The sequence below is a fragment of the Desulfosporosinus sp. Sb-LF genome (assembly GCF_004766055.1).
Lineage (GTDB): Bacteria > Bacillota > Desulfitobacteriia > Desulfitobacteriales > Desulfitobacteriaceae > Desulfosporosinus.
In genome coordinates this window covers 88,716-110,012 of record NZ_SPQR01000007.1, presented here as the reverse complement: position 1 = coordinate 110,012, position 21,297 = coordinate 88,716, and the positions used below count along the sequence as shown (strand labels likewise).

Sequence of the window (21,297 nt, the reverse complement as noted above, 5' to 3'; positions counted from 1 at the left end):
ACGCCGAATCCCTTAGTATCACTGCTTAACTCACTTTACTCATCACTCGCAATTTATCGGCAAGAAGTGCTATAAATTCTGAGTTCGTGGGTTTTTGTCGTTCAATATTCATAGAATATCCGAAAATTCGTTTAAGTGTATCTGTATGTCCTCGTTCCCATGCCAGCTCGATTGCATGACGAATTCCGCGTTCTACCCTACTGGGTGCAGTATCAAATTTCTTGGCGATGCCAGGGTAAAGTTCTTTAGTTACTGCTCCTAACAACGATACATCTTCTACTACCATCAATATTGCGTCTCGGATATATTGATATCCTTTTACATGTGCGGGAATTCCAATTTGATGCATCATCGTCGTCACTTCAACGCAAAGATTGAGCCCATTCCCCACTGTCGTTACCATTGGGGCAGTGGAAGAAAACTGAGCGGGTGCTGACGACGGTATATCCTGCGTTAAAGAACGAATTCGTTTGCTGAGAATATCCAAGTCGAAAGGTTTTAGAATAAAATAGTCAACACCGAGTACCATTGCTTGATGTGTGAGAGATTCCTGTCCAAATGCCGTCAACATAATAATTTTGGGACGTGTCGCCGATGTCCGAGCATTAATTCGCTCCAATACCCCTAAACCATCCAAATTTGGCATCACTAAGTCAAGAATAATCAAGTCTGGCTCCTGAGTTTGAATGAGTTCCCAAGTTTCTAACCCATTATTAGCAACTCCCACTATTATTAAATCTTCTTGACCTTGGAGATAATTCTGTAGCATTTGACATAAATTACGGTTGTCGTCCGCAATAACTATCTTAATTTTCTTTTCCATTTTGCCTTCATCCCGCCTCAACTGTATTCCGGTTCACACTTTGTGCCTTATTAATTGTTTGTATCTCGCCGGTATTCTTATTATACGTTAAGGACTATGTCGAAATCGCAAATAATAAGGCAACAGTGAGAAGTGGCTAAATTATCTTGAAAAGCTCATGAGCAAAGGATTTATGGATATTATTGGGATTTAATTTTTAACGCAATTTGTACCTTTATTTTCCACTTTATCACAAGGCAACACGAAAACTGCGAATCAACGAGAACATGATCGAGTTTAATCAGAACATATCCGTCCGATAAAGAGATTTTAAAAGATAGTATTGTGAAATTATGTAATAGTTTTTTGAATGATTAGGGAATAATAATTAAAAATTAACAGTTTCCTGATTAATTTTCTAAGATTGTTCTTTGTACCGCAATGACATCTAGCCATTTTCCAAATTTCTGACCCACTTCGTGATAATGTCCCACCCGTAAAAAACCATGTTTTTGTGCTAGTCCAAGGCTAGCAGAATTTGTCGCTGTGATCAGGCCAATTAAGGAGTGATATCCAAGCGCCTCTGCACATTGACAAAGATGCTGCAAAAGAAAGCTCCCGATCCCCTCTCCCTGATATTCTGGTGACAGGTAAATGGAGAATTCTCCAGTCAGACGATAAGCCGCTCTCGGATGAAAAGGGGATAAACTCCCCCACCCAGACACATTTCCTGCAGTCTCAACAACGTATAAGGGATAAAAAGGATTCTGATGAGAAACAAACCATTGTTCGCTTTGTTCCGATGAACGTTCCTCCAGATCAAATGTAGCTACCGTATTAAGAACTGCCCAATTGTAAATCTCATTTAGTCGCTGTAAGTCCCTTCTCTCAGCTAAACGAATCCGCTTTTCCAAAGACATAGATCACCGCTCCTATTCCGTTCATTACATTATTATCTCTTAAACTTTAAAGAAATCACTCTTATGATAAACTTATCGTGAATAGTTGGCTTTGACAAGGGGAGAATAATCTTAGATTAGTAAAGGAGGGTACAAAATGATTGCTGCTGTTGACAAAGATACTTGCATTGGATGCGGAGCCTGCCCAGAATTCTGTCCTGAGGTCTTTAAAATGGAGGATGACGGGTTGGCAGTAGCCTATACAAACCCAATTCCTAGTGATGTTGAGGCAGCGGCCAAAGATGCTGCCGATGGATGCCCCGTGGATGCCATTCATGTTAATGGTTAAGTATTAGCCGTTATAAGACAGTAAAAAGCGGATGATTAATCATCCGCTTTTTACTGTCTTAATGTATTGCTTTTTCCGCAAATTCATGAAGTCCTTCTATTCCAATTCGATCGATAAGACGTCCAAGCCGTTCTTGGGGTTTTGCGTTTTCTTTGTAGTAGGAAACTACAGCATCAATCACGGGTAAGACTTGTTCCTTTTGAAGATTTTCTAAAAGGATATTCCCTTGCCTAGGCTTGACTCCACCATTTCCACCAACATACAGATGATATCCCTTGCTAGTACCCATCAAACCTAAGTCGACGGATGCAGCGTCAGTACATTTATTTGGACAACCTGCGACCCCAATCTTAAATTTCGAAGGTAATTGCATCCCATGATAGCGTTTGTCGATTTCCATACCTAATGCTAACGTTTCTTGCAATCCTCTCTTACAAAATGTGTCACCTGGGCAAACTTTCACACTACGTACACACAATCCAATCGCATGCCCAGGATCCATGCCCAGATCTTCCCAAATCTTCGGAACGTCTTGTGGTTGTAATCCAACGATGGCAATTCGCTGAGCAGATGTCACTTTGATTGCTTGGGCATGATATTTCTCCGAAACATCTGCAATCTTACGTAAGATTTCGGGGGTTACTACTCCTGCCGGAATGTGCGGCGCAATCGAATAGGTCTTTTTATCCATTTGTAAGATGCCCCCGGCTGGTTGTGCCTTTGCCGCTGCCTCCGAAGACATTTCTCCCTGTTCTACAGAGTTTACCTTTTCTAGTAAAACATTTGGATCGAGATTATGCATTTGAGCCGCATTGGCTAGTGTTTCATTAACAGAGAACGCACATCCCAGGCAATGTAATCCCAGTTCCTGCATAGCTTCCGCAGTCTTAGGGTTTGACGACATTATATCTTTTAATTTCATATCCAGTGTAAAACGCATAAGTAATCCTCCTAACCATGAATGAGCATTGGTAAACAATGCGTACATACATGTTTCTCTTCACCTTGGTGGACATACGTCAGTACAGGTGTTAGTTCACTGGTGGTTCCACAATGATCACATTCAAACTCAGGAGCCTCTTTTTTTACGTCAGCCATTTTAATGACCTCCTTCTTATGTTTATAATGTAACACGGTAGCCTCAGGTGTGGTGTGACTTCACACACACATCAGTGTGCAATTCCGCACGCCAAAGTTTCTCACACAACTATTATAGATTTTTTGACAGGCACCTAAAAATTGATTCTTGCCTCAGTTTAAACGATTAGTCAAGAATCTATACAATGAACGAACTAACGTTGGTTCGTCCAAAACTCTTGATAAAAAAAATTACACAGTTCGCCAAGTATGGCGGAACCGTGTAATAATAATATAGCTAATTTCTCAAAATCTTAGCTGGTGCAAAGATACAAGATTAACCCAACGACTAGGTAAATCACACCCACATATAAACGAATTGGCAGGGCCGTTTCTGTCTTCTGCATTTTTGCAAAAAGCACATTCGTGTTATTCCTGGGGTAACTTTCCACTGTGATTTCCCCCTCTAAACTAGAGGTCGTTGATTCGCTTGATTCGTTGAATACGCCAACCCTTTTCAGTCTGTATTAGATCATTAGAAAACGTTACATGCTGTACTCCTTGATCAGGTGATGTCCAAAAAACGCGTACAACCACTCCTTGAGAAATGCCCAAATCCGAGGTCATAAACTCCACTTTTTGCAGCGATAGCATGGGATTTTTATTCAACCTAGTTTCCCAAGCTTTGAACTCTGATTCGTCCAAAGATCCCTCTGGTAATTTTAATAAATCTCGGGCGAGATCTGTTTGGCGGAGATCCATAAGCTTCCAGAAATGTTGGACTGTCGTCCGTGTAGAATTCCCATACTGAGGATCTGCCATTGTCGATATCACTGTTTGAGGCGTTTTCAAGGCAATTATAGAGATTAGACAAAAAAGTGATATCCCAAGTAACCATACGTAACGACTCTGACGCATACTTTCCCTCCCTTGCTTGTCTCTACTATCATTCTAGGAGGGAACAGCGTCTTTCATGCCTCTTTATCCAAAAAATTTTCTCAAAACATTAAGTACAAACTCAGGTAACCGAACGTAATAAATACGCATATAGAACGTTTCCTCCTTTACCTGTTAAACTTCGCTCAGTAGTATTGTATGCAGCCAAAATCTCGAATTTGTTTAAGCCATATGGTAATTCTTTACTGCTTCCTCAAGTTGAGCGACAAATTGGCGCTCTTCCTCGGTATTTGCCGTAAAATAAAGTCGACCAATAATTCCCGTAATTACTTTAAGAACATCTTCCAAAACCAAGGACTCTTTCATTGCCAATTGACCACTCGTTTCGATCAAAGCAATTCCAAATTGGTGGCCTACCCCATCCTTCATCATGCGAGTACAGCTTTTGCCTAACAAACGCATTACCAAAGAGGCTTCCTGAACATCTAATTGTCGAACTGCATCGATCGTTGTCGTTAAACCCTGAACCATACGCAACCCCACACTGTTCCAACTAACTTGTTGATTATCCATCAAGTGTCCCCCCTAAACATTCAGTTCCCGTGCCATACTATATGCCTCATTCGTTCCAAGGGTGATAAGAAAAAACTGATACGCCCAAGTATGACTCAAACACGACGTTTGAGGGGAGAGCGTCGCTAAGGTAGAAAGTACTGCGGTGTTGAGACACGAATACTGAATTATACGTACACATGCAAAAGAGCAGGGAAGGTAATTCTTCCCTGCTCTTTTGCAGTGCGCGACTCATGATGATACTTTGGTGATTAATAAGATTTACTTTCCCAGTTTCGGCACCTTATACGTTGACACCATTAAAAAAGCTAAAATCACCATACTTACAGGATAGGTATACCAAGGCAACATCGTTCGCAAGAACATTAGTAAGGCCATTAGGCCGCCAGCAAAGGTAATGGGAACGCCTACAAAATGAGTCGTAATGTTGAGCATGTTGAAACGCGCCAAGCGGATTGCACCACATAACGCAAACCCTACCGCGATCCCTAAACCAACATACCTCACAGCCCCCAATTGATGAGGCTGTAAAATAGCCTGGTACGTTAAAATAGCGGGCGCCACCCCAAAAGAGACCAAGTCACTCAAAGAATCTAGTTCCTTGCCAAAGTCTGAGCTTACTGAAAGTCGACGCGCCACCTTGCCGTCCAAACTGTCCATAAGCACAGACATCAAAATCATCGCCGCAGCTAATGTGAAATCCCCTTCAATGACCCAGATCAAGGCTAGAAAACCAAAAAGTAAATTAGCCAAAGTAAAGATGCTCGGGATCATGCGAGCAGGAATCGGGTTTCCTCTCATTAGACACTCACTCTCCCTATTATACTTACTCCCCCACGCACCTTATCCCCAGGACCAACCATCATCTCCACATTTGTCGGCACAAAAAGCTCTGCACATGAACCAAACTTGATCAGACCAAACCTCTCCCCTTTAGCAAGGTTGTCTCCTTGATTAATCCAACATACAATCCTACGAGCAATAAATCCAGTTATTTGCGTCACTAAAATTTGTAGATGGTTATTTTGGATACCCACATAATTCTTCTCATTCAACTCTGAAGCATGGCTTTTAAAGGCCGGAATCATTTTTCCCGGTCGATAGGCACGAAATACAACCTTGCCTGCCATTGGGCTGCGATTAACATGTACATTGAACACGCTCAAAAAAATACGTATACGTATGCTTTCGGTCGCGAGAAACTGGTCTTCAAAGACCCTTTCCACATCCATGACAACACCATCAGCCGGAGAAACTAACGTATGTTCATCCGCCGGAATAATTCTCTGGGGGTTACGAAAGAAAAACAATATAAACAAGAACAGGATCCCTGGTAAAATTACAAACCATGGCCAAATCCAATAAGCAAAAACTGATAGAACAGTTAATATCGCCAGATAAAACCAACCGTCACGAGAAACGGGATATTGTATCACCTAAAAATTGACCTCCTCCTCTTGATTTTCTTTAGTTTACCATTTTTATGACGATTATTAAAGCTCTTCGTCCAAACCTCTGGTATTCCACTCCTCAAGCTTTCGAAGAATGAGGTTGTTTTCTCCTCGCATGTGGGTTCGAATCGGTAAAGAGTTCAAAAAGAACCGCCCGTAATATTTTTGTATAATACGATCATCCAGCAAAATGACAACCCCACGGTCCCCCTTGGAACGAATGAGACGCCCAAACCCTTGCTTAAACCGAATGACAGCTTCAGGCAACAAGAGTTCCTGAAAGGGATTTCTGCCTTGAGACTTTAGAAACTCTGAACGAGCCTCAATCAAAGGCAACGTAGGTGGCCAAAACGGGAGCTTGATCAAGATGACACATGATAGGGTTTCTCCTGGAATATCAATGCCCTCCCAAAAACTATTCGCACCTAACAAGACACTTTTCGGATTTCTCTTGAAGGCTTCCAACAGAGTGCTTCGTTCACCATGGACTCCCTGTGCAAGTGTTTCGATACCAATGCGTGCTAATTTGGAACCTAACGAGACGTAGGTTTCACGAAGTAATTTATGAGCTGTGAAAAGAACCATCGTTCGACCATTCATACGTTCCGCAACTTCAGCGATAAACTCTGAAAGTTCTAAGGCCTTTTCCTCGTCTGAATTCAGGGAATTCGTCCCCTTCTTTACCACAAAAAAACGCATCTGGCGTTCATAATCAAAGGGTGAATCTACTCGTGCAGTGATTGTCTCTTGAGGGAGTCCGATATCATTTAGAAAATGCTCAAATGAATCGGATATGCTCAACGTTGCGGAGGTTAAAACAACAGCATCCAGACGAGAAAAGATTTTCTCCTCGAGTATATCACTAACTTCAATTGGGGAAGTTTTTAAATAAAGTCTTGAACTTTGTTCCAACCACGTCACTTGTTTCGGGTTATGTGGGTTGATCACTTGTGTCAGTGTCTCCACAAGGGCATTTAACTCCCTCTGATGTCCGGCCAAAATGTATCTTAACTCTTCGGCCTCATCTGCGTCTTCACCGATTAGTATACTTCCCAAACTTTCGAGGATAGTGACCAACGATTTAATTCGTCCCACCAAATTCTCAATTTGGACATTTAGACCTTCCCACCACGGTTTGGTCGTATGACTTTCCACAAATCGGAACGTACGCTCCGTTCCTAAAAGCATTGATAACAACTCAAATAATTCTTCAGCCTGTTCCAAAATGGTTGGACAGCTATCAGGAATACCCTCCAACCGCTTAGTAAATACATCCCAAGGAACAGACGGAACGAGATGTGTTAGAGATCCCAACCGTTGTTTAACAGTTCCATAAAAATTCGGACCCGTTGGTCTACCTATGTTATCGACAATACGTTCGATACTTTCTAGACTAAGATCTGAGCCTAGATGTTGCAATGCTGTCTGATAAATCTGATGAGCTTCATCTATTACTAACTGATGATATTCTGGCAAAACATTGTAATCTGTCTTTAGATCGGAGAAAAGTAGCGAATGATTTACTATTAAAACATCCGCCTCTTCTGCTTTTTTGCGAGCTCTTAACAAAAAGCAAACACCAGCTTCTGAACACCTTCCCGGGAAACAGGTTTCATTATCAGCACCCAAGCTGGACCAAATTTGCTTGAGTCCGGGTACGTTTGAGAGTTCCTGGATGTCCCCTGCTTGTGTTTCTCTTAACCAAACAAGGATACTTAATATCGCAAGGTTTTGGTCCATACCTGAAATTTCTCGGGGATTAACCAAGCATGCCTGCCATTTCTTTAGACAACAATAGTTCCCTTTACCTTTTAACACAGAAGCACGGAATTGAAACGGTAACACAGTTTCCAGTATCGGAATATCCTTTTTTAGAAGTTGCTCTTGAAGGGGAATAGTATGAGTCGCGACCACGACTTTTTGACCAGTATTTTTTGCCGACCATATGCTTGGAATTAGATAAGCGAACGACTTCCCCGTCCCTGTTCCAGCTTCAACGACAACGTGTTGTGAAGAGGTAAGAGCTTCAGCGATTAGTTTTGCCATCTTTACCTGGCCACTGCGACTTTCATAACCAGGTAAACTCTGCTCAAGAATTCCTCCTGGCGAGAAACTATTAACAACCCAATCTATGGTATCGGGAATACGTACCGACGATGTTTGCCCATTGGCAAATAACCCCTCCTGAATAGGTGCCAACACAAGAGCCGTTCGGATCGGACGGTCAGGAAAGAGACGTGTTATTTCTTTATGTAATTCATCTATAAAACCTCTCCCCGCCCAACCTTCGAGAAAGCTCTGCGCTTGATCAAAGAAGCTAAGATCAAATTCCAGAACTTTTTTCTTACAGCATTCCAATATTTTCCAAATCAGCAATACGTTCATTTCCGATCGTTGAAGCCCCGAGGCGTCCAGTGGAGATAATGAAAGTTTCTCCGCTAAATAAGCTAATTGATATTGATGCGCGGTTGGGAAGAAGATTCGGGAGAATTCAGACGTATCCCATAAGGGCTGCTCAAAACGAACGTTTAATTTTCTCTCTAAATTTGAGAGGGCAAATGAAGTCTGGTGACCAACAAGCACTGAATCCTTGAAAAAATCCAAAATCTCTTGGCGGTGTTCGCAAAGAGGAGACGAACCGTTGAAATCTTTCTCTTGTATACCGGTTAGCGCTATAATCTTACTTGTTATTCGTTGATTTGGCCGAATCAGAAAATGACATGATTCTTGAATCTCTCCATCATGGATTCGAAGTGCAGCGAATTCAACAATTTCATCCTGTTCACCTTCTAAGCCCGTTGTCTCCACATCAAAAACCACGATATCTTTGCCCACAATGTTGACCCCTCTCTTGGTGCCATTGTACACCATTTTCATGAAAGGAATCAACGAAAAGCAGGATTTTAGAATTCTATAGCGAATAGCTTACGTTGGATCATTTAATTATGTCGACAATCTTGCTTAGGAAGAAGGATACTCCATTGTTCAAACGGAAAATTTCAACCTTTGTACTCAGTCTTGGAATTTTATTGTCTAGTCTGTTCCTTAGCGGATGCTCTGAAAAACCTTTTTTAACACAAGACGGTTCGTACGTCATTGTATCAGTTTCCCCCACAGGAGAAACACAGTCTGAACTCATCAAGTTGCCTTGGAATACGAATACCGCCATTATGCAGAAGTTGCTTATAGAGTCTTCGTTTGTCCTTAGTGATTTGCACACCTCGATTGCCCTTGAACCCTCTGATCAAGCCCATCTTAAAACGACGAGCCTACTTGCCAATTTTCCTGAACCAAAACGCATGACCTTTGTCGTAGATCAGCATGTTCATACCCTTGATGTTCAGTCTCTTCAAATCGAAGTTGAAGGATCTAATGTAGGGCAGGTTACCCTCAATCGCACGATAATATTGCAGGGAATCAATAATCCTAACCTCCAACCCGCATTTGAAGCTTTAAATGAAATGCTGCATAATACAAAACAAAAATAGAAGTTGCATAAAGCAGCTTTTCTTTTTGCCAACTATTCCTGAAATGTAACCAATTATTATGTATCAGTAAATAAACTACCCAACATAAAGGGGCAATATTTATGATTTTTTTGCTCGACAATTACGATTCTTTCACCTATAACCTCTACCAATATTTTGGGGAGCTTGGAGAGGACATCATTGTCAAACGTCAAGATGCCTGTTCTTTAGTAGAAATCGATGAAATGCATCCTGACCTAATCGTCATCTCACCTGGACCCTGTACCCCGAATGAAGCCCCCTTGTCATTAGCCGTTATAGAATACTTTCGAGGAAAAATACCGATATTGGGTGTGTGCCTCGGGCATCAAGCTATTGGACAATTTTTTGGTGGAAACATAGTCCGAGCGAACCGACCAGTTCACGGTAAAACAGTGCTCATACGTCATGATCAGCAGGGCGTCTTCAGTAACCTAGTTAACCCTTTGGAAGTAACTCGTTATCACTCTTTGATCATAGAACGTTCTTCCCTCCCAGCTGAATTTCTAATTACTGCCGAGACAGACGATGGTGAAATTATGGGCATTCGTCACATTGCACTTCCTCTTGAGGGAATTCAATTTCATCCTGAAGCTATTTTAACTCAGTCAGGACATCAACTATTAAAGAACGCCCTTCAAAACGCCAAGAAATGGCAAATTCGAAATTCTCCCTCTCCCTGGGTCGTTAAACCACTCTCCGCTCCTGTTTCTCCACACCTATTATTTCAAGCGTTTAAAGAAAAGCCCTCTCCATTTTTCTTAGATAGTGGAAAGGATTACAAGGAACTTGGCTGTTATTCTTATATGGGATCATCCCCTTTTTTAGAGGCAACAGCGTATTCAGATCAGCTTAACCTTTTTTGGCCAAACCGTTTACGTGAGGAAATGATTCCTCTTCCAAAAACAGAAAGTTTGCACTTCCTAAACGAAGCAAGTAGTAAATATCAAGTGCTTCATGCCCCTTTCCCTTTCTCGGGTGGTGCTGTAGGCTTTTTAAGCTATGATCTTAAGAATGTTATTGAATCTCTTCCAGACTGCGCCGAAGATGACTTAAACTTACCTTTATGGCGTTTTGCGTGGTATGATGGAATCGTTGTGTATGATCATCATTGTGAGAAGTATTGGATTGTAGCCTGCGGTATCGATGAAACTGGAACATGTCATGCTGATTTAGCCCATGTTCGTATCGAAAGCTTAGAGCAAATCCTCTACAAATTTGTATCTGAGAAACCTTCAGAACTAGAAGACCTTGGCAATCCGACGACCGATTCCCACTTAATAGACCCCAGCGTTTCCCGCGAACAATATATATCTGACTTAAAACGCGTAATTGACTACATCTATGCTGGAGACATTTACCAGGCCAATCTTACCCAACGTTTTTCCTTAGACTGGGAAGGGGATGCCTGGAATCTGTATTCACAGCTTCATAGACAAAATCCTGCTCCATTTGCTGTTTTTTTGCCCTACCAGGATTTTCAAATACTCTGTAGTTCTCCCGAGCGATTTATACGAATAAAATCGGACGGGCTCATCGAAACTCGTCCGATCAAAGGGACTCGACCCCGTGGAAATTCGCCTTCAGAAGATCAGCGACTCGCTCTAGAACTTCAAAACAGTCTAAAGGATCGTGCCGAATTAACCATGATTATTGATTTAGAGCGAAACGATCTTGGACGTATTTGTGAATTTGGAACCGTTAAAGTCCCAGATTTAATAACACTGGAGAAATACCCTACCGTTTGGCATCTTGCCTCGACGATTACCGGGCAACTTTTACAGGGACTCAAGCCCAGTGATATTTTACAGGCTGTTTTTCCAGGCGGATCAATCACGGGAGCGCCCAAAATTAGGTCCATGGAAATTCTTGAAGAGCTAGAACCCTTCAAGAGAGGTATATACACCGGAAGCATCGGTTATATGGGTTTCGATGGAGCATGGGACTTTAATATTGTCATTCGCACGATTCTATTAAAGGATGGGAAGGCCTATATTCATGTAGGGGGCGGCATTGTTGCTGACTCAATACCTGAAGATGAGTACAATGAGACGCTTGATAAAGCAAGGGCCCTATTTAGGGTTTTGAAAGGACACTTAGAATGATTTCCAACGAAACATTATTTTCTCATGATAGATTGGCATTATTTGGATTTGGACTTTTTGAAACCCTTTTAATCACAGAAAAAGGGCCGCTTTTTATGGATCTTCACTGGCAGCGCATGAATAAGGGAGCTAATCTACTCGGTCTCAAGCTACCGGATGAAAGTTCATGGTCGCGGCAAGTATTAAATTTCGTCAACCAAATTACTAGCCAAACTCCCACAACATTCCCCTATGCACTTCGCGTAACCTTCAGTGGTGGAGCGCCAGAAACTCAGCTACCTTCTCAGTTTTTGTTGCACAAACGCCTAATTCCCTACACCACTGTTCAATACACCTTGGGAATCCGACTCCATCTCTTACCCTGCCCTCGCAATGAGCAATCACCCTTAGTTTCGATTAAATCCACGAATTATGTAGAAAATATCTTAGCTAAAGAAGCGGCTAAACTAAACAATGCAGATGAGGGCCTATGGCTTAATACCCAGGGATTTGTTTGCGAAGGTACCATGAGCAATCTCTTTTTTATTAAGGATGGAGTACTTTTTACCCCATCACTTTCGAGCGGATGTTTACCTGGAACGCGTCGTCAACTCATTTTAGAATTAGCTCAATCCCTGGAAATTCCAACTCAAGAGGGTCTGTACCCTTTATCAGACCTATTATCGTCAGAAGAAATATTTATGACAAATGCCCTTATGGGCGTAATGCCGGTTCGCCAAATTAACGATTTTCCGTTTCATATCGAATCACTTGGTTCTACGAAGTCAAGAATGCAGGTTCTTAATTTAGCTTATAAGAATTTAATGATGAAATCATTCTCTTCTTCGAATGATTTCCATGTCTAAAGAAAAAGGGATGCCCTAGGGGGCATAACCCCCGGCAACCCTTTTTCTTTAGTATTTTTCTTCTAGAACCTCAAACATTTGCGGTGTTGCGGACTTAAATGCCTTATTTTCGCCTACCGTAGACGCCCAATTTTGATACGCCGAATGGTTTTCCCATTTTGAAAAAAGCATAATGTCTGACGTATTTTCTTGTTTATTGACCGAAGCAAATTTAAAACCTTCAATACTTTCGACCGATTGAATCCCTGTCCGCAGTTCTCCTAAAATACGATCTGGATCTGGACCGTTAAACGTGTGAATAACCGTAAGCATATCCTACACACTCCCTATCACAATCTTTTATTTCTAGCGTATTGTATCCTAAACACAGTTATTGCATACGTTAAACCATAGGCATTTTTACTCTCAGCATTAACCATAGCCTTTTACTATGAGCAGTGTGTATCAGGCTCATAGAGCCCATCGTCTTATTCAATGTTTCATGCTATACTTGAATTGCCACGTCAGGTCTCATTTGGAATTGCACTGAGGGGGATTATTGATGAAGTTTACTTACATTCGAACAGATTTCCCTAACGGCCGTTCACACATACTAATGCGTGACTCTGAATCTCCTAACCCAGAACTTGTTCATTTTGTATTGGTTTTAAGCAACAAGGGAACCTTGTGGGTTGATGTTTTTTGGCCCTATGATGAAGAATCTGAAGGATATACTCGGAGAATCTCTGAACAACAATTTTGGCAGACTTTCCGCGAATGGAGATTACAAGGTATCCTTCTCGGTGACAATGGGAAAGTGGCAGGAATGTTAGCGAAGAAGCGCTTATGCTTGTCGAGGAAGCACCGAGATAAGGAAGAACCCACTGCCTAATAGTTTTAAAAGCGGCGATTGCCGCTTTTAATTTTGTACGGTTCTGCACGAGACTATTTCATTCACATTTAATCCGCTTATATATTACTATAAAGACCTTCTCTCAGGCCTTGAAGTTGTTTTAGATGATCATGTTCATTTGAAAATATCGGGGCTAAAACCTCCTTTTCCGCACTACTTAACAACCGTTCAGAATACTGCACAGCACGAGCAAGACCTTTATCTTCTCCGGAATAAAGTTGTTCAAGCATTTCCATTGGTTTGAGTTCTCCTAAATTACTGAGACGGGTTTTCCAATCAGCCACTAGCCCCACAACCCCTGCACCTTCTTCGGCCTGTCCCCCATTAGTTTGAATGTAATAGGCGATCCGAGTTGCATGCTCTTTATGATCTGTGAGAATAGCGGTTAAATGAGTACGCAGTGGACCGTCCGTCAGTGCATCAATATACGCCTGATATTGTTCGATTGCCATATGCTCGCCTTTAAGGATCTTGTTCAAAACTTCAAATGATATATCCATAGTGACCTCCTGCCTTTTTACTATGAATAGTTTGTGAAAGCTTCGAAAAATTATGTATGTAATAACGAGCTTGCGTGTGATTTTGCTTTTTCCAGCCTATAAACAAAGGCGAGAATTTCCGCCACTGCTCGATAGAGCTGAGGTGGAATTTCTTTTGTTAGCTCCACCTGCAGCAGGGCTTCAATAAGTACTTCATTCTTCTGAATAGGGATGCCCTCTGCTTTTGCAGAATCTATTATTTTTCGAGCAACTTCGCCTGCTCCTTTAGCCACAATTCTAGGTGCCCCTGATTGATCATAAACCAAAGCTGCTGCCTTTTCTTTCATCTCTTAATATCAACTCCACTTCGCCTTAATCCTTTAAGGAAATTTTGGAATTCTATCGCCTTATCCAAATTCCCAGTCTCAACGTTCACGATATTAAAACCTAGTTTGGAGAATTTTGCCCTTGTTTCATCCATAACCTCCTCTATGAGTTCAGGTAGAACTTGCTGCTCACGGGTAAGAACACGCAAAGCGAGTGAATCTTGATCAAAAAAGGCATCAATTCCAATCTCTCCAAATTCCAGAGTTTCTATCTGGATAGCCACACGACAATGATGCGCATCCATTTTAGACCCTTTACGAGCACTTTCTATCGCTATTTGAACTGGAATAGGTTGACCCTGATTTAATAATGGAAGATGAAGTAACATATAGGCATTGTCTAAGGTTCCTGTCTTAAACCACAGTTGTTGACCTGTAAGTTTTTGAAGTAATTGAGCCAAAGGCCCTTTGGAATCATGGTCTCGTCCTGCTTGCTTCTGAATGGCTTCGAGCAGAGCAAATTTAAATGTGTCTTTAAGGCTATTTTTCTCAGTTTCCCTGGCATGAGACTCTAATTTTAGCATTTGTTGTATGCGTTGCTCATAATTGAGGCCTAGTTTTCTTAAGCACTCCACAAGCTCTTCCGCTCCGTTTTCTTCCGATAAATTAGCCCACTCTGGGATTGATTTTCGCAAGTTCGCCAAGAATTCATCCGTCATCTTCCCTTGAATAATCTCCGACAAAGAACTCAGAAAGCCTGGATTCTCTTTAGGAAATTCTCTTAGTAGGGCAATTATTTCTGGATGAATGGGAAATCCTCTTTCTCTAATTTGTTGTAGCTGTTGAGAAAGCTCGTGAATATCCCCTTGCTTTTCAACTATTGGCTCTCGTACTAGTAGTAAGTTGCCCTGATTGGCATTGGCTACTTTAACCCAGAACTTTTCCCCTAATTCTGTAGAAGTTTCTAATAGAGCAAAAACATCCTGCCCATTTACCCTTATGGTTCCTTCACGTTCCCCCGTTTTTTGAATGACTTCCACCAAGAGCCGATCTCCAGGGCGCAATTGTTTTAGTAGGTTGCTATCGATCGACCCAGGTGCTAATATACGACCAACTTCCATACAAAAAGACCCCCTTACTTAAGCACGCACGCACTCGCTCCTTTACTTGGAAAAACAGCTTAGGACATATTTGTCTTAAGCTGTTTATTTATTGCCATAGTTTCTTCGTTTTCGTTTTAGCATTTTGAATTTTGGCGTTGTGAAGTGACTCCCTTAAATGTTTCAGGGCTTTCAGAGTAGAACGATCTAATCGATCCGAGATATTTGAACCATCTTCTTTTCTCGATTCAAAATCCGTCACGTTTCTGGAGGAATTCTTCTTCGATCGATGCCTACAAGGCCTAGTAGCAGGCTTATTCTCTGAGATGAGTCTCTGATTTGAAGGAACGGGTGCAGAAGTGCTCGTCAACTTCTCACTAGATCGTTCTCGCAGGCTATTTTGAGTTATACCCTCTGATTCATTCGCTGGCGGATTTGGAGGGAATTTCTTTTCAACCCATTTCTTAATACATTCCGGGTTTTTAGTAACCACAAAGGCCTCTTGAATGGAACCATTACTTTTAAGTAAAAGTTTGCACCCCGTTTGGGTTGCATATTTATAGACAATACCCCGTTCAGAAGAATGATTGACATCAATAACACCGGGAATAATGTCAGTCACTTCAGTAAGGGTACTTAAGTTTTCAAGCCATTGCAAAGCATTTTGTATGATGCCATGTTCGCGTTTCACCTTATTTCTGCGATATTTCATGAGTTCCTCCAGATTTCAAAAATACAGATGATTCGCTTTAACCTGGCCCCGTTGAAGGTCTAATACTCCAATTGAATATTGGGGTTCACGCCTTTTATCCGTGGGGGAACCTGGATTGAACATCAAAATGCCATTCCGCCATTCCATAAATGGGGAATGACTATGCCCGAAAATAATGATATCAACCGGAGAATCCGCAAATGCAAGATAGGCCCGTTCCGGGACGTTTTTTCCCTTTCCTGCTGAACCGTGAATAAGACCTATTCTCAAAGATTCACATTCCACAATGTCACGCTCAGGCAGAGAAACATCCCAGCCATCACAGTTGCCTCTTACCGCCCGGACAGGAGCAATACTGGCCAGTTCCTCCAACAAGCTCATATTAGTCAAGTCACCCGCATGAAGAATCATCTCAATCTGAGTTAAGTGTTCCCAGACAATGCGAGGAAGAGATCTCCCCTCTCGCAAATGAGTGTCTGACAATACGGCGATACGCATTTGATTCACCTCTTAACAACTTAATCCACCAGACATCAAGGACTCTCACTCATTATTAGGAGCGATACGTCTAATAACGTGGTAATACGTATCCCTTTCGACAGCCTCTAAACCAGCTTCATGAATCATACGAATCAACTGCTGTTCGGTTTGCATTTGTGGGCTGGTTGCACCGGCAGTATGATAAATTTTTTCCTCCCGGACTACCCCATCGAGATCGTTTGCTCCGAACGAAAGTGCCATCTGGGCCACCTGAGGACTTGATGACACCCAATAAGCTTTAATATAACGAAAATTATCCAAAATCAGCCTCGCTACTGCGATTACTTTTAACGTACGCAGTGCGCTCGCCTGAGGTACATCTTCGAATTTAGTATTTTTTGGATGGAAAGCAGTGGGAATCAGTGCGTAAAAACCTTGTGTTTCATCTTGTAAAGCACGTAAGGCTAACAAATGATCAATAAGCTCTTCATCAGTCTCAATCAGGCCATAAAGCATATTAGCATTGGTGGGAATTCCTAATTGATGGGCAATACGATGAATCTCTAACCATCGCTCACCACTTAGTTTGCCTGGGCAAATAATCTCCCGAACCCTTGGACTGAAGTTTTCTGCTCCCCCACCCGTTATAAAGCTAAGGCCAGCTTCCTTCAGAGTTTTAAGTATTTCGATTACTGGCACGTTCTCAATCTGGGCAAAATAATCATATTCAGCAGCCGTGAAAGCCTTCAAACTTACCTGTGGAACACGTTCTTTGATTTTTCGGATCATATCTAGGTAATACGTAAATGGTAAATCAGGATGTATCCCCCCAACGATATGAATTTCGGTCACTCCTTGGTCTCCAAATTGTCCTGCTTTTTGAACTACTTCTTCTATAGACATTGTATAAGATCCTTTTTCTCCTTGGTCTTTACCAAAAGCACAAAGCCCGCATCGTACTTTGCATACATTACTATAGTTAATATGGGCGTTATTATTGAAAAACACCTGATCACCACAGATAGAGCGTCTCCGCTCGTTCGCCAGGTAACCCAGACCCAGGATATTGGTCGTTTGCAAAAGATTTAGGCCATCCTGACGATCAAGTCGTTGTTTAGTCAACATTTTTTTATATACGTCTTCTAATCCATTGAATACTGGAGCAAATTCCACTTTGGGCCCTTCTTTCCTGAAATTGTTACTTATTTTTAATTATAACATAATTATTGAAATACGAGAAAAGATATAAAACAGTAAAGAGAAGGACCCTAAGCTTTCGCTAAGAGCCCTTGTACCTTTTAATGAAAATGTTTCATACCACTTTGACGCTGCCGCTTAATCGCTTTACGTACTTCATTGGCAACTCGCCACGTTTCGGGTTGATGAGGTGTGATTAATTCTAACCGTCCAGATCGTTTATCAATTAAAATATCAACAGTTGGTTTTCTCCCCTCCACTTTTTCTCCTGGGTGTAAGATATCAATTCCAATTTTATGTTCATCATATTGAGGAGGAACAAGATAATTTAAGACTTCTTCAGTTGCATTCATTAGTTCTACAACCTGTTCTTGCGGATATCCTTCTCGTATTAGAATTTCTCGCACTTGATTCAAGGGATGTTCTAACGTGAGCAGCATCTGGGCGCGTTGCACTAAATTATAATCGATGTCCATGACGCCACCTCTTTTTCTTATTTTTACTGTTTCTACGTTTTCATTTTTCCCTTAACCTTTCTAATGAATACTGATATATCTTGACGAACATGGTCATCTTTTCCACGTTGTTAAAATTGATCTAAGGAGGAAATTATGTTAAAACTACTCAATTTTCCATTTTTGATTGCGGCTATCTCGGGAATTGCGATGGCAATACAAGGGACTATAAATTCGTGCTTAAGTCAAAAAACATCCTTGATTTCTGCAACATTCCTTGTCCACATCATTGGCTCTCTTATTGCTTTGATTGCAGTAATAGCTTGGCGAGACCCTCTTTCAAAACACAATTGGGGGGCTGTGCCATGGTATCTTTACCTTGGAGGTGTACTCAGTGTCATCATTGTAGGACTTGTTGCTCTAAGCATCCCAAAAATTGGCGTCTGTAATGCGACCACGGCAATTATCATCGGGCAGGTTAGTACGGCTGTACTTATCGACCATTTTGGATGTTTTGGGGTAAGTCGTATGCCTTGGAATCCATGGCAAATCGTAGGAATTGGATTTTTTGCTGCAGGGGCCAAACTTCTTTTCCGTTAGTCAATCGTCTGTTTATTTATTATTACGGTCCACAATGACAGCCATCTTATTGATAATGTCATAAATTTCTGCACTGACCGTATATTTTCGAATTTGACCGTTAGCAGTCAAGATGATCGAATTACCACCCGAATTGTTTTGATCACTTTGAATAAGTTTAAGTAAAAAGGTGTATGCATCGCTACTTACGGCAAGCTGTTTGAACTCACCTTCAGCGACAAATATAACCCAATAACCCGAAGACACTTCGTTTTTTCCATTATTATATAAAGCATTGGATACATTCGAGAAATCTTGACCAAGTAACGTCTGGGGATCTATCACAGAAGGGTCTGTGCCTGTCGAGTTATTCAGTGTATATTGGTCATTTACTGTACTTGTTTGGGTCACTGGATCAGATAGGCGTGAGTATATATTCTTAAAAAAGTTCGGAAACAAAACAAACCCAACAACCCCGATAATTAAGATCCAAAGGGCCAAGGCTTGTAAATCCTGCCATAGTTCGTTACGTGGACGTCGCCCCCAGCTATTTGGCATACCTTAACCCCCCATTAACCCCATATAGTCTGGTTTATAGATAACTAACAACTAGGTCCTTAAACCATGTATACGTTCGTCTTAATATAGTTATGTATAAAAACTTGCATCTCACAAATCTACACTCTAGAATAAGAAGTGAGGTGGGGAATATGGATCTACTTCGACAAAAACTGACATTGTTGCCAGGAAAACCGGGCGTGTATTTGATGAAAGATACCCAGGGACAAATTATCTATGTCGGTAAAGCTAAGATACTAAAAAACCGGGTAAAGTCCTATTTTACTGGATCACACGACGGAAAAACCGGTCGACTAGTAAGTCAGATCGTCGATTTTGAATATATCATAACAGAGTCTGAAGTTGAGGCTCTAGTCTTGGAATGCAATCTCATCAAGAAGCATAACCCAAAGTACAATATCCTCTTAAGAGATGATAAAACCTACCCCTATTTAGTGATTACAGAGGAAAAACACCCACGAATTCTCGTCACACGGAAAATAAAAAAAGGAAACGGCAAATACTTCGGACCTTATCCGAATGCAACTGCCGCCAAAGAAGCTGCTCGTCTACTCAATCGGCTTTTTCCTTTTCGAAAATGTCGCCAAATCCCCTCACGGGCTTGTCTTTATTACCATTTAGACCAATGCCTTGCCCCTTGCGTCGATGACGTCTCCCTTGATGTTTACGTGGGAATGCGCAAAGAGGTTTCATCCTTTCTGAAGGGGGATCAAAGCGGAATTCTTGCGCTTTTAGAGGGTAAAATGCAAGAGTCCTCTGAGGCTCTACATTTTGAACGTGCAAAAGAATATCGGGACCTTATTGAAGATCTAAAACAACTGGGAGAAAAACAAAACATTACTCTCAATGATTTTATTGATCGGGATGTTCTTGGGTACGCACTTACCACCGATCAAATGTGCATTCAGGTTTTTTACTTACGTCAAGGTAAATTGTTGGCACGAGATAGTTTTATCTTTCCCTATTATGAAGACCCCGAAGAAGCGTTCACCTCTTTTGTCGCTCAGTTCTACATTGAGCGTGCGGTATGGCCTCAGGAAATCTTACTCCCTTCGATCGACTCTCTGGTTTTATCAAACCTATTTCCCATAACTGTTCCTCAAAAAGGAAAAAAACGGGAACTAATTCAGATGGCGATGTCCAATGCACAGACCACTCTTCATGAGCAAATCACACTAGAAATGAACCAACAATCTGAAACACAACTGGCGTTGGCCACACTTGGCGAACTATTGAATATCCCGTCTCCCAACCGAATTGAAGCTTTTGACATCTCAAATACGGCTGGAACAAACACTGTTGCTGGCATGGTTCAATTCATCGAGGGTAAACCCCAGCGCAGAGGATACCGAAAATATAAAATCCAACCCATGGAGACGTCCGATGATACAGCTGCCATGGGGCAGGTCGTTCTACGCAGGTATACACGATTGATTTCAGAAAATGGCCTTTTGCCAAACTTAATCTTAGTTGATGGGGGTAAAGGACAAATTAATGCGGCTTTAAAGGTTCTAAATGAACTTAACTTGGCTATTCCTGTCGCAGGGATAGTTAAAAATGATCGTCATCAAACCCACGGGCTTCTAGATCAAACTGGCAACCCCGTCCTATTACCCAAAAACCACTCCACATTTCATTTACTTGGAAGGATCCAAGATGAGGTCCATCGTTTCGCTATCACGTTTCACCGTCAACAACGCGCAAAAAATATGACACTTTCTGCTCTGGACAACATTGCCGGTATCGGGCCAAAACGCAAACAATGCCTGCTGCGTCACTTTTCATCTCTTGAAGACATTCAGCGCGCAAGCATCGAGGAGATCCAAGCGGCCGGGCTCCCAAAAAATGCCGCAACAATAATCTATCAATATTTTCAGGATACACCCTTATAAGCACTAGTCTAAAAAGGAGATTATTCCATGATCTTAAACTACCGAGTTGAGTTGTGTCGGAAATGTTACTTTAAACGAACTCACAGTTGCAAAGTTTCGGAT

General features: G+C 41.6%; 26 protein-coding genes. 7 read left to right on the top strand and 19 right to left on the bottom strand.

The features are described from left to right. Positions 1-25: 25 nt before the first annotated feature. Entirely contained in the window at positions 26-823 is a 798-nt protein-coding gene (gene spo0A / locus E4K68_RS12135) for a sporulation transcription factor Spo0A (RefSeq protein ID WP_135379206.1), read from the bottom strand. A gap of 389 nt (positions 824-1,212) precedes the next feature. Continuing rightward, positions 1,213-1,722: a GNAT family N-acetyltransferase gene (locus E4K68_RS12130; protein WP_135379205.1), complete on the bottom strand. Its 510-nt coding sequence runs from the start codon at positions 1,720-1,722 to the stop codon at positions 1,213-1,215. Positions 1,723-1,858: 136 nt separating this feature from the next. Between E4K68_RS12130 and E4K68_RS12125 the strand changes: the two genes are divergently transcribed. After that, a complete protein-coding gene (locus tag E4K68_RS12125) occupies positions 1,859-2,050 on the top strand; it encodes a ferredoxin (RefSeq protein ID WP_135379204.1) in 192 nt (63 codons plus the stop codon). A gap of 58 nt (positions 2,051-2,108) precedes the next feature. On the opposite strand, the gene E4K68_RS12120 is transcribed toward E4K68_RS12125, so the two are convergent. The 8 genes from E4K68_RS12120 to E4K68_RS12095 all read right to left on the bottom strand — a co-directional run bounded on the left by E4K68_RS12120 (position 2,109) and on the right by E4K68_RS12095 (position 8,883). Then, positions 2,109-2,990, bottom strand: coding sequence for a DUF1858 domain-containing protein (locus tag E4K68_RS12120; protein ID WP_135379203.1), 882 nt, complete (start codon positions 2,988-2,990; stop codon positions 2,109-2,111). 11 nt (positions 2,991-3,001) lie between these two features. Next, the gene (locus E4K68_RS20655) at positions 3,002-3,148 is read right to left on the bottom strand and encodes a hypothetical protein (RefSeq protein WP_199241757.1); all 147 of its coding nucleotides are present in this window, start codon (positions 3,146-3,148) and stop codon (positions 3,002-3,004) included. Between the two features lie 293 nt (positions 3,149-3,441). After that, positions 3,442-3,579 (bottom strand): hypothetical protein, encoded by a 138-nt coding sequence (locus E4K68_RS20385; RefSeq protein WP_158291414.1) that lies wholly within the window; start codon positions 3,577-3,579, stop codon positions 3,442-3,444. A 19-nt stretch (positions 3,580-3,598) separates the two neighbouring features. Continuing rightward, on the bottom strand, positions 3,599-4,045 hold the full coding sequence (locus E4K68_RS12115; protein ID WP_135379202.1) for a hypothetical protein: 447 nt from the start codon (positions 4,043-4,045) through the stop codon (positions 3,599-3,601). A 201-nt stretch (positions 4,046-4,246) separates the two neighbouring features. Then, positions 4,247-4,597, bottom strand: coding sequence for a recombinase (locus tag E4K68_RS12110; protein ID WP_135379201.1), 351 nt, complete (start codon positions 4,595-4,597; stop codon positions 4,247-4,249). Between the two features lie 261 nt (positions 4,598-4,858). Then, positions 4,859-5,398 carry a CDP-diacylglycerol--serine O-phosphatidyltransferase gene (gene pssA / locus E4K68_RS12105; RefSeq protein WP_135379200.1) on the bottom strand — a complete coding sequence of 180 codons (540 nt, stop codon included), beginning with the start codon at positions 5,396-5,398 and terminating at the stop codon, positions 4,859-4,861. Continuing rightward, positions 5,398-6,033 carry a phosphatidylserine decarboxylase family protein gene (locus tag E4K68_RS12100; protein WP_135379199.1) on the bottom strand — a complete coding sequence of 212 codons (636 nt, stop codon included), beginning with the start codon at positions 6,031-6,033 and terminating at the stop codon, positions 5,398-5,400. Before E4K68_RS12100 ends, pssA begins: the two co-directional genes overlap by 1 nt. A 57-nt stretch (positions 6,034-6,090) precedes the next feature. Next, positions 6,091-8,883, bottom strand: a complete 2,793-nt coding sequence (locus tag E4K68_RS12095) for a helicase C-terminal domain-containing protein (RefSeq protein WP_199241756.1) — start codon at positions 8,881-8,883, stop codon at positions 6,091-6,093. A 146-nt stretch (positions 8,884-9,029) separates the two neighbouring features. On the opposite strand from E4K68_RS12095, the gene E4K68_RS12090 reads away from it, so the two are divergent. From E4K68_RS12090 to E4K68_RS12080, 3 genes are all read left to right on the top strand, one after another. Then, complete coding sequence (locus E4K68_RS12090) at positions 9,030-9,536, top strand: hypothetical protein (RefSeq protein ID WP_135379345.1); 507 nt, start codon at positions 9,030-9,032, stop codon at positions 9,534-9,536. A 101-nt stretch (positions 9,537-9,637) separates the two neighbouring features. Continuing rightward, positions 9,638-11,659 (top strand): aminodeoxychorismate synthase component I, encoded by a 2,022-nt coding sequence (gene pabB / locus E4K68_RS12085; RefSeq protein WP_135379198.1) that lies wholly within the window; start codon positions 9,638-9,640, stop codon positions 11,657-11,659. 32 nt (positions 11,660-11,691) lie between these two features. Beyond that, positions 11,692-12,504, top strand: coding sequence for an aminotransferase class IV (locus E4K68_RS12080; RefSeq protein ID WP_243450353.1), 813 nt, complete (start codon positions 11,692-11,694; stop codon positions 12,502-12,504). Positions 12,505-12,552: 48 nt separating this feature from the next. Here the strand turns inward: E4K68_RS12080 and E4K68_RS12075 are convergent, their stop codons facing one another. Beyond that, a complete protein-coding gene (locus tag E4K68_RS12075) occupies positions 12,553-12,816 on the bottom strand; it encodes an antibiotic biosynthesis monooxygenase (protein WP_135379196.1) in 264 nt (87 codons plus the stop codon). 229 nt (positions 12,817-13,045) lie between these two features. On the opposite strand from E4K68_RS12075, the gene E4K68_RS12070 reads away from it, so the two are divergent. Next, complete coding sequence (locus E4K68_RS12070) at positions 13,046-13,375, top strand: hypothetical protein (protein ID WP_135379195.1); 330 nt, start codon at positions 13,046-13,048, stop codon at positions 13,373-13,375. A 77-nt stretch (positions 13,376-13,452) separates the two neighbouring features. Here the strand turns inward: E4K68_RS12070 and E4K68_RS12065 are convergent, their stop codons facing one another. From E4K68_RS12065 to E4K68_RS12035, 7 genes are all read right to left on the bottom strand, one after another. Continuing rightward, positions 13,453-13,896 carry a DUF2383 domain-containing protein gene (locus E4K68_RS12065; protein WP_135379194.1) on the bottom strand — a complete coding sequence of 148 codons (444 nt, stop codon included), beginning with the start codon at positions 13,894-13,896 and terminating at the stop codon, positions 13,453-13,455. A 50-nt stretch (positions 13,897-13,946) separates the two neighbouring features. Further along, on the bottom strand, positions 13,947-14,222 hold the full coding sequence (locus E4K68_RS12060) for an EscU/YscU/HrcU family type III secretion system export apparatus switch protein (RefSeq protein WP_135379193.1): 276 nt from the start codon (positions 14,220-14,222) through the stop codon (positions 13,947-13,949). Continuing rightward, positions 14,219-15,322, bottom strand: coding sequence for a hypothetical protein (locus tag E4K68_RS12055; protein ID WP_135379192.1), 1,104 nt, complete (start codon positions 15,320-15,322; stop codon positions 14,219-14,221). Before E4K68_RS12055 ends, E4K68_RS12060 begins: the two co-directional genes overlap by 4 nt. 88 nt (positions 15,323-15,410) lie before the next feature. After that, complete coding sequence (locus tag E4K68_RS12050) at positions 15,411-16,013, bottom strand: DUF2103 domain-containing protein (protein ID WP_135379191.1); 603 nt, start codon at positions 16,011-16,013, stop codon at positions 15,411-15,413. 15 nt (positions 16,014-16,028) lie between these two features. Beyond that, the gene (locus E4K68_RS12045) at positions 16,029-16,511 is read right to left on the bottom strand and encodes a metallophosphoesterase family protein (protein WP_135379190.1); all 483 of its coding nucleotides are present in this window, start codon (positions 16,509-16,511) and stop codon (positions 16,029-16,031) included. Between the two features lie 45 nt (positions 16,512-16,556). Then, the gene (gene mqnE / locus E4K68_RS12040) at positions 16,557-17,666 is read right to left on the bottom strand and encodes an aminofutalosine synthase MqnE (protein ID WP_135379189.1); all 1,110 of its coding nucleotides are present in this window, start codon (positions 17,664-17,666) and stop codon (positions 16,557-16,559) included. Positions 17,667-17,791: 125 nt separating this feature from the next. After that, positions 17,792-18,166, bottom strand: a complete 375-nt coding sequence (locus E4K68_RS12035) for a hypothetical protein (RefSeq protein WP_135379188.1) — start codon at positions 18,164-18,166, stop codon at positions 17,792-17,794. Between the two features lie 135 nt (positions 18,167-18,301). On the opposite strand from E4K68_RS12035, the gene E4K68_RS12030 reads away from it, so the two are divergent. Beyond that, a complete protein-coding gene (locus E4K68_RS12030; RefSeq protein WP_135379187.1) occupies positions 18,302-18,745 on the top strand; it encodes a DMT family transporter in 444 nt (147 codons plus the stop codon). A 12-nt stretch (positions 18,746-18,757) separates the two neighbouring features. On the opposite strand, the gene E4K68_RS12025 is transcribed toward E4K68_RS12030, so the two are convergent. Beyond that, positions 18,758-19,282, bottom strand: a complete 525-nt coding sequence (locus tag E4K68_RS12025; protein WP_135379186.1) for a hypothetical protein — start codon at positions 19,280-19,282, stop codon at positions 18,758-18,760. Positions 19,283-19,434: 152 nt separating this feature from the next. Here E4K68_RS12025 and uvrC point away from each other — a divergent pair, with 152 nt between their 5' ends. Next, on the top strand, positions 19,435-21,195 hold the full coding sequence (uvrC, locus tag E4K68_RS12020; protein WP_135379185.1) for an excinuclease ABC subunit UvrC: 1,761 nt from the start codon (positions 19,435-19,437) through the stop codon (positions 21,193-21,195). Positions 21,196-21,297: the final 102 nt, after the last annotated feature.